Source organism: Microlunatus aurantiacus (genome assembly GCF_039536605.1).
Classification (GTDB): domain Bacteria; phylum Actinomycetota; class Actinomycetes; order Propionibacteriales; family Propionibacteriaceae; genus Microlunatus; species Microlunatus aurantiacus.
In genome coordinates this window covers 1-8,547 of record NZ_BAAAYX010000041.1, presented here as the reverse complement: position 1 = coordinate 8,547, position 8,547 = coordinate 1, and the positions used below count along the sequence as shown (strand labels likewise).

The following is an 8,547-nucleotide window of genomic DNA, read 5'->3' as shown; positions in this document are numbered from 1 at the left end:
TGAGCGCAGCGAGCGCAGCGAGCGAGGACACGGACCGCAGCTTCGGCGAGCGCAGCGAGCCGTCTTGATCTCACCTAGAGGCGGACTCAGCAACTGCGCCCCCGCCCCGCCGGGGCCGTTCCAAGCGACGAGCACCAGATGATAGACGCGATGGTCGATGGAGTCGGGCGAATCGCACTCGAGGCTCGCCGCGTCGATGCTCACGCCAAGTTCCGCCGCTGTCGCATGGCATCTAGGGCTACGCAGATGAATCCAACGGTTCGCATACCCGCCGCGGTGCCTATCGCCTCCTTCGAATAGTGTCTGCCCGTAGAGTTTTCGCTTTAGTCTCCACATCGAGCGTACAGAGGGTACGCCACGAGTGATGACTCCCGCGGGAGCCGCCTATCGTTGCCGCACCGAGACCCCAGGGAGCCACGTTGGAGCACGACGCAGAGCGGGTGACTCGCGAACTTGCTGGCAAGCTCTCGACACGGGCGCGGCACGTATGCGTGTTGCTTGGCGCAGGGGCTAGCGTCGCAGCTGGTCTTCCTACAATCGCTGAATTAGAAAAGCTAGTTGAGGCCGCGCTACCTGAGGATCTGCAGGTGCTATACGCTGCGCAACGGCCAGGACGAAACCTCGAACAGACCCTAAGTCGCATACGAAAGATCCGGAACTTGCTGGATCCTGGTGAGACTTTGGGCGGCATGGACGTCAACCAGGCGCGCAGGCTCGACTCAGCTATCTGCTCCGCAGTCACCGAAGCTGTCGATGCGACGGGAAGAGATGTCTCGGCTTTTACCTATCTAGCTTCCTGGGCTGGTCGGATGGAGACCCACCGACCCATCGAGATTTTCACCGTGAACTACGATCTGTTAATTGAAGCCGGCCTAGAGGAAGTTGGCGTGCCATACTTCGATGGGTTCGTGGGCGGCGTGAAAGGGCGATTCGCACCTGAACTAATAGAACCCTCAGAAGGGCGGCCCGAGACACGCCTCCCGGTCGGCTTCGTTCGACTATGGAAACTGCACGGTTCAACAAATTGGAAGTCAACGACGATCAACTCGCGCACCGAGGTTGTGAGGACTGCTCGAGCTGGGGGTGATGCGGTCGCAATCTACCCCTCAGATGAGAAGTACGATGATTCGCGGCGCCTGCCATTCGTCGCGCTCATGGACCGCTTTCGTCGGGCACTAGTGGAGCCCGAAACTCTCACTCTTGTTTGTGGATACTCTTGGGGGGACGAGCACCTTAACGAAATGTTGTTCGATGCTGCACAGCGACACCCTCGATCAGAAATTGTCGCCTTGTGCTTCGGGGTAGTTCCGCCGGCGGTTGCGCAGCGCGCAGCGTCGACGCGCAACTTGATGGCATTGTCACCCGAACAGGGGATCATTGATGGGCAACTCGGAACCTGGATATCGGGTGCTGACATTCCAGGCGTTTTCGAGAGCGGCCGGTACCTTCTAGGAGACTTCGCTCGAACCTCCGCGTTTCTCGCCCGTCAGGTCGGCATAGATGAACTCAGCGCCTAACCCCACTACAATCGGCCGCGTTCGCCACGTGCTCGGCCCACTAGTTACCGTAGAACTTGAAGCTGAACTGGCGGGCGTGACACCAATTTGGCGTGGACGTCTTGTGCCAATTGGACAAATTGGCTCGCTCGTCCGGATACCTCAGGGGCCTGTCTCACTGGTTGGTTCAGTAACGCTTGTCGGTATTGCTGAATTGACTGCCCCAACAGCGCCATCCGCGATTCCGCAGCAGGGAGACCGTTGGCTTCAGGTACAGCTTCTGGGCGAAGTAGATGCTTTGGGAAAATTTCGTCGCGGTGTCTCTACATACCCCGGACTTGACGACTCGGTACATTTCGCAACAGCTGGTGATCTAGCCGCCGCATATCCAGTGCAGGACAGCAACCACGTGGCAATTGGGTTCTTGGCATCAAGTCCCGACGTTGAGGTGACGTTGAATTTGGCAACCTTCGTTACGCGGCATAGCGCAATCGTAGGCTCGACGGGGTCGGGGAAGACCAGTGCCGTTTCGGCGACATTACAATCAATTGTTGCGGGCGGCTGGAGCAATGCAAATGTAATCGTGGTAGACCCTCATGGCGAGTACGGGTCGGCACTAAACCGAGACGCGGCCGTTCGATCGGTACTCGGCAATGGCAACTCCGCGCTTCGGGTGCCGTATTGGGCTCTGCCTGCTGGCGACTTGCTATCAGTACTTTCGGGGGTCGATACGCGCACTGCCGCTGACAAGTTCCGCGACTTAGTACTGAAGGCCCGTCGAGACTTCGCGGTCAAGGCGGACTGGCTAAATCTAAGTCCTGAGGACATCACCCCTGACACACCGATCCCGTACAACATAAGAACTGTCTGGCATGAGTACGATTTTGCTAATCGCGCTGTCGTTGACACAAAAGCATCCGGGCTTCCCTGCGTAGAGGACGCCGGAGACTCGGCGAAACTCTTGCCTGCGCGCTTCACCCCGTATGGCCCAGGAGGCGCAGCACCATTTAAGGGAACCACGTATGGTCTCTACACTCCCGCTCCAGAACGGATACATCTGCGGCTGCGCGATCCGAGGTTCGCTTTTTTCCTTGATGTTCCCGACCCGAATGAAGAGGACCCCTTGGCGACCATAGTCGCTGAGTGGCTCGGGGAAAGGCAAGCGATTTCAGTTCTGGACTTTAGTGGCGTACCGGCCGAGGTGGCCGATGTAACTATCGGCATCGTCCTCGACACGCTTTTCGAGCTTTCGGTCCGCAGCGCGACCGGTGATGGAATTGGCCGCGACCGACCGGTTCTGATCGTACTTGAAGAGGCTCACCGGTATCTCGGTGATAGCAACACGACGGGGCTGGCACGAACCGCTGTAAATAGAATTGCGCGCGAGGGAAGGAAGTACGGAATAGGCGTGTGTCTCGTAAGCCAGCGCCCTTCCGAACTTCCAGAGACCGCGTTGTCACAATGCGGGACAATAGTAGCGCTACGACTAACTAATGCTGCCGACCAGGCAACTGTACGCAATGCTTTACCGGATGCGATTGCCGGATTGACGAGTGTCCTCCCGTCATTGAGAACGGGCGAGGCCCTCATTTCTGGTGAGGCGGTGCTGCTACCAACTCGGGCTACGCTGCGTCGACCGAATCCCGAGCCCCAAGGTTCTGATCCGTCTCTCGCTTCATGGCGTTCCGCACCACCCGGGAAAGCGTCGCTCCGACAGGCAATTCGAGCCTGGCGCGGAATGATTGAGGGCTCGCCGTGATTGAATGGATCGATTGCCAAGATTCCTCACGCCTGATCGCAGTCGCATATGATGTTGAAGAGGAACGCATACTCGTCCGATTCCGAAACGGGACAGAGTGGCAGTACCTTGGATGCCCTCCAGTAGTGTGGGACAACTTTACGGCTCCAGGTGTGTCAAAGGGTAGATTCATTCACGAGGAACTGAACTACCACGCGCATAGTCCGCTGGTCTCCTAGATGTTTGCCGAACCCGCCATTCGAATTGCCAATTTCATGGGGCCCTCGTCACGCGCGGGGTCTCAGGCACCACGTGCTCGAGCTTGTGGATAAAGGCCGGCGGTGGATGTCGGGCTCAATGCGCCGGACACTGAGAAGCGTCCAGAGCGAACTGACATCAAAGTTGTCTGAGGGCAGGAGTGGACTGACCCTCAATCTTAATGGAGTAAGTTTCCTTATCCCCGACGGTCGGAGTCGACCATCGCTTCAAGGGCCCACACACGAGCCAGACACCCAGCGGCCTGGGACCCTCCGGACATGTGAAACTCGGAACAATCGTACGCATGGCAATTGAAGCTCTCGGTGACCCGCCTGAGTCGGCCTAGGGACCCCGGTGTGATACGCCCCATCGCCATGGCGCGGGCAGCACCGCCAGCGCCGTGAATCGGGGAAGCGAAGCATCGCTTGTCGACTACTACGTCGCGGAGTTCGTGTTTTGACGCACAGCCGATCTTGGCATCTGACAGACTTGTAGCATGCGCCCAAAGCCCTGCCGCTGGCCATCGAGATGACTACGCATCCCGACAGCCCTTGGGGTGGTGGGGTATTCACTCGGGCATCGACCCTCGAAGCGGTACTCGGAATATGCAGTAGTCAAAATCTGCTGATATTCGCTGGTGCGGGTGTAACAATCGATCGATCGAATCTCGTTTGGTACGAGATGGTTCGTTCGCTACTCAGCGTGCATTCCAAGGACGACGAAATCGCGGATCACGTTATGTCTGTCCTAGGAATCCTCCCCGCCGCGTCGATTGCTCAAGAACAGTTTCTGGCTGCTGCCAGCCCTGGTGACGAGATGCGCTCTGCATCTGAGCGGATTGTGAGCGTCCTCCGGGAGCGACTCTATGGTGCTGCTACCTGGCAGAACGGCCGGCTCGCTCCCGCCATTGCCGAGTTCATCTGCTACTGGACGCAGGCTCGACCTGATAGGCCCATCAATGTTGTGACCACAAACTACGATGATTACCTACTGGAAGCACTGCGCCGCGCAAGAGCACTTTACGAAGGCGCCGGGTTGAGCAACATAAGGAAGTCCCGCGTAACCTACCCGACGACGAACGATCCGCTCTTAGATGGTGCGGTTGACTACAAGCCATGGGTTACAGACGGGCTCGACCCTGAAGTTACCTCCTGCGTGTACTTGCACGGCAGAGTGCCTAGACGAATGGATAAGAAGTATCGATGCCCGGTTGTTAGCGAGAGTGACTACTTCCGAACCCAACAGATCAGCCGAAATGCACTCACCCGATTGATGGCCGACACGGACGTCATCCTTGTCGGAAGCAGCATCAGCGATGCACCCCTCCTTGATGCCCTACGCAACACCAAGGACTCGGCTCGACGATGGGCCATCGTTCCGGCTCAGCGGGCTCCGATTGGAGTCTCTTCACAAGACTTGGATCGTCTGGTGAGAATGCGTATGGCAAGCCTCGGAATAGAACCTATCGTACTTGACAACTTTGCGCAGAGCGCAGAACTCTTCCAAGAACTGCGATATTGCTTATCGATGCGTTCACCGAAGTACTATGTGCGTGAGAACTACCGCGTAGGGCGCGCGAGCCGAATGACTGCGTGGTGGGATTCATGGCGGAGTTCAACACGAGGAAAGGGACTTCGACAACGCCTTGATTCGTCGCATCGAGTCCTTGCGGAGGCGATACCGCACTTCAAAGCATTGCTTGGAGCTCCTAGCGACGAAGTCTTGAAAGTCGACGTCCACCTTCGCTGGCTCGAGAATGGCGCGAGCCTGCTGAAACTGTGGGCAACGTCAACCGGCCGATGGACTGGCCTAGATGTAATGCCTGAACTCTCCATGGAGTTGAGTGACAATGTCATTGTCAAGACCTTCTTAAGCGGACGACCTGAGTATGTCTCACAGGTGAGCCAAAGGTGGCGCGACACCGTCGCGATTCCGCTTTGGATATACGACGATACTATGCGGACCGAGATGCTGGTCGGGGTCGCTACGCTCTCGTCCATGCGCCGATTCGAACAGGGTGCGATTGATCCCCTAACTAACTCTAGCCGCTTACAACGGGCGCTGGAGATCCTCAATGCGATTGGCACTGCACTGGCGCTCGCAAACTCTGAGAGAGAGGTTTCTCTGCGACAGATACTCGTAAATTAGCCCGTTCGAGTTCTGAATGAGCACTACGAAAGTCCACCGATTAGCTGCATTCGGCGCGCAAAGAGCGTGCACCATCAGCAGTTTCGTTAGCGGATGTCTGACTAGAGCAGCGAAACACTCATTGCGCGGCGCAACAAGCGAGCAGCAGCTGCGGCTGAGATGTTGGGCGAACGGTCAGCAAGTAGAGACCAGTCTTGGTCGCTATCCGTCCACTTCCCAGGGCCCCGTTGATAAACTCGAGCAGCAGCGCCACCGGTCGCGGCCACGGGCACGACCGGAACACCCAGATCAAGCGCGATCTCAGCTTCCTCTTCCGATTGTATTCCACCACCGAGGATGCAGGAGGCTCGGCACTCATCAATCAGCTTACGGCGCCACATTTGCGCTACCTGATCGACGGACCCGTAGAGCAGTGTGTACCGTTGCGCTATGCCCATCACTCAAGCCGAGCTCGTTAGGCAGTTTGGGACTGCGGCCACTGCCCACAACGGATCGGTATTCGTGGGCGCCGGCCTACTGGGGGGAGCGAACTCGCAATTCATGAGCACCAGGTGAGAGATCTAGAGAACAGCGGAGTTGCGGTTTGCGAAGTCGACAGTTTCGAACAACTAGAGCCTATCCTCGGCGCGCTGGTGCGCCGGACGCGACCCGAGAGCCCGTCCGGCATCGATTGACCGTCACGAAGAGTTCACGGACAGCCCGCAACATGGAGTTCAGCATGAGACCTTTCGCGGTGGCCGCCCTAGAGAATGTCGAATCACCTCATAAATGCAATGACCTGTCGATCGGTTTGCATTTTCTACAAGATTAGGGCATGGGCCCCGAGGTTGGTGCCGAAGGGAAATCCCGGAGTGGAGGATCTGACAGTCCCGCCCATTGGGGACTGCGGCGACGCACTCTGAGCGCTGCGGTAGCTAGAGGGATCCACCAGGGCGGCTCTGTCGTAACGGGTGAATGCAGGCGTTCCCGTCCTTGACACTGCCTACATTCGCAACTATAGATGGCGGGTTGGCCTTGAGCCTCGGGTCTGCTCCCTCGCCTACACGTTCTGCACTTGCAGCGATACCAGAGCGCATCTTCGAGCAATTCCTGCAGTGCGTCCCATGGTTGTTGGATCCCTAGGCGAGCACGGTGATCGAGGAATCGATAAACGTGGGGTCTAATGGCAATAATGGGGTGGTACCAAGCGCGCAAAGCGGTCTTGCGTGGGATCTGTCCGTGTCGGTAGTAGGTTCCGAATGTGTCGTACCAGGCGATGGCTTGATTCATAACGTCCCACAAGTCTGGTTCGTCGCCACAATCACAATTTTGGCCCTCATGCCCAGCCCGAGGGTTTGGGAAACTATTCGTAGGTGAGTGCAAGAATAGTGCCCGCCGGCCTGTCGCCGTTTGCGGTGAAACGAGTTGTTCGTGCAACCGCTCATAGGTCGATAGGTGCGCCAACTTGCGTTCTGACATAACTGTGTAGGTGGCAACCCACAGGGATACTAGCAGCGCCATTGCGGCGAGCACGAGTGCTAGCCAATCTTTGGGCTCTAGGCGCGACAGTAGTTGCAATTGGTCTAGCAGCCAGCCGCCCATATCGCTCCTATCGTGTCCAACTGAGGTGTAGTAGTTGGTCCGGGTCCCATTGATCCGTTGCCCGCGGAGAATTGAAAGCCTGATGGCCCCGCGGGTTTGTGAGCGCAAGCCGGGATGCCCTCGCTCCCGGTGAAGAGGAGCTAAGCATGTAGGCCGATCTGATGCCGTAGGGACCAAATAGAACGATCATTGGTTACGATCCCTTCTTGCTCCGGCTCGTTCGGGCTTTACGAGAGGGCCCTTGCTGGCGCTTGACTGGACGTGGTCTTCGCCGGCGAGGGGCGAGGGGAGCTGGGACTAATGGCTCAGCCTTTATTGGCGTTAAGAGGCGTCCGATGAATGGGGCCAAGAGCGCCCCAATAATCAGGGTTGAGAACACCCATTTGGCTGGAGCCGATATGAAGACCGCCCAAAATGGATTGGTAACTTGCGCGCCGGCGCTGCCGTCATCCGTGAACAGGACTTCCGATATGCGAATGACATCTGTGTCGCCACCTATGGGATCGGTTGCAGTCTTGGATACGCATTCTCTGCAAACCTGGAGGCCAACCTTCTTCACGCCGCCTGTCCAATCCGGAAGGGCGCTCGTGCCCAGGCCAGTGTTCCAATGCAGCCGCATCTGAGCGTCAGCGACGGATTGTCGCGAGTAATAGACAAAAGGAATTTTGTAGCGCAGTATGCCCATACGCACGACTGCGTCGCTCGATTGCGCCTCCATAATGGCCAGATCGTACATTTCGGCCGTTGTGGTTTCAGCGGTCTCCCACGTGTAATCGTAAGCAAAGTGGCCGATTCCGGCGTCGTTCAGTTCTAATGTTCTATCCTGCATCCTGATAGTGGCGACCTGGGCGTTGGCTGGAACCCATGCCTGGATCGTGTCGAGTCCGAGCATGGGACCTTCCACCGTTACTCGGTATTCCACGTACAGGTCTCCCCAGCGGGCTGCCTTCGGTTCGTAGAAGGCCGTCACATTCGCAAGGGTTATTTTGTTCGGCATGTTGCTAGCCTGCATGTAGACCTCGACCTGGTTGCGCGGAGGCGGAAATACCTCGGCAGCATAAAGTCGATTGAAAACCTCGGGAACCGATATCATCACGAGTAGGAACGCGACCATCAGCGCACGAATGATCGTCCCTCTGCGCCAAGTAGTAATCATAGTTCCCTTAAGCGTGTGTCGGGTGACGGATTCTGGCTTCGTCGGGCTCGATTCTAGCGAGGACCGGCCCGCAGCGAGCGCTAGCGAGCGAGGACACGGACCGCAGCGTCGGCGAGCGCAGCGAGCCGCTTGAACGAGTACAGAAACTACTCACGGGGTCGCTCCTTGGG

General features: G+C 57.6%; 6 protein-coding genes. 4 read left to right on the top strand and 2 right to left on the bottom strand.

The annotated features are described in order from the left end of the window. On the bottom strand, window positions 1-204 hold a 204-nt coding region (locus tag ABD714_RS22955; protein WP_344814791.1), incomplete at its 3' end, for a hypothetical protein. Window positions 205-689: 485 nt separating this feature from the next. Here ABD714_RS22955 and ABD714_RS22950 point away from each other — a divergent pair. The 4 genes from ABD714_RS22950 (at window position 690) to ABD714_RS22940 (ending at window position 5,640) form a co-directional block, all read left to right on the top strand. Further along, the gene (locus ABD714_RS22950; RefSeq protein ID WP_344814790.1) at window positions 690-1,517 is read left to right on the top strand and encodes an SIR2 family protein; all 828 of its coding nucleotides are present in this window, start codon (window positions 690-692) and stop codon (window positions 1,515-1,517) included. Further along, window positions 1,501-3,255 (top strand): ATP-binding protein, encoded by a 1,755-nt coding sequence (locus tag ABD714_RS23150; RefSeq protein ID WP_425562447.1) that lies wholly within the window; start codon window positions 1,501-1,503, stop codon window positions 3,253-3,255. The genes ABD714_RS22950 and ABD714_RS23150 overlap by 17 nt, the downstream gene beginning before the upstream one ends. Beyond that, a complete protein-coding gene (locus ABD714_RS23145) occupies window positions 3,252-3,473 on the top strand; it encodes a KTSC domain-containing protein (protein WP_425562446.1) in 222 nt (73 codons plus the stop codon). The genes ABD714_RS23150 and ABD714_RS23145 overlap by 4 nt, the downstream gene beginning before the upstream one ends. A 721-nt stretch (window positions 3,474-4,194) precedes the next feature. Continuing rightward, on the top strand, window positions 4,195-5,640 hold the full coding sequence (locus ABD714_RS22940) for an SIR2 family protein (RefSeq protein ID WP_344814788.1): 1,446 nt from the start codon (window positions 4,195-4,197) through the stop codon (window positions 5,638-5,640). A gap of 1,774 nt (window positions 5,641-7,414) precedes the next feature. Here the strand turns inward: ABD714_RS22940 and ABD714_RS22935 are convergent. Then, on the bottom strand, window positions 7,415-8,335 hold the full coding sequence (locus tag ABD714_RS22935; RefSeq protein ID WP_344814787.1) for a hypothetical protein: 921 nt from the start codon (window positions 8,333-8,335) through the stop codon (window positions 7,415-7,417). Window positions 8,336-8,547: the final 212 nt, after the last annotated feature.

Excerpts from the sequence above, each read along its gene's own strand:
- ABD714_RS22935 (WP_344814787.1), bottom strand. The coding sequence starts at position 8,335 with ATGGTCGCGTTCCTACTCGTGATGATATCGGTTCCCGAGGTTTTCAAT.
- ABD714_RS22950 (WP_344814790.1), top strand. The coding sequence starts at position 690 with ATGGACGTCAACCAGGCGCGCAGGCTCGACTCAGCTATCTGCTCCGCA.
- ABD714_RS23150 (WP_425562447.1), top strand. The coding sequence starts at position 1,501 with ATGAACTCAGCGCCTAACCCCACTACAATCGGCCGCGTTCGCCACGTG.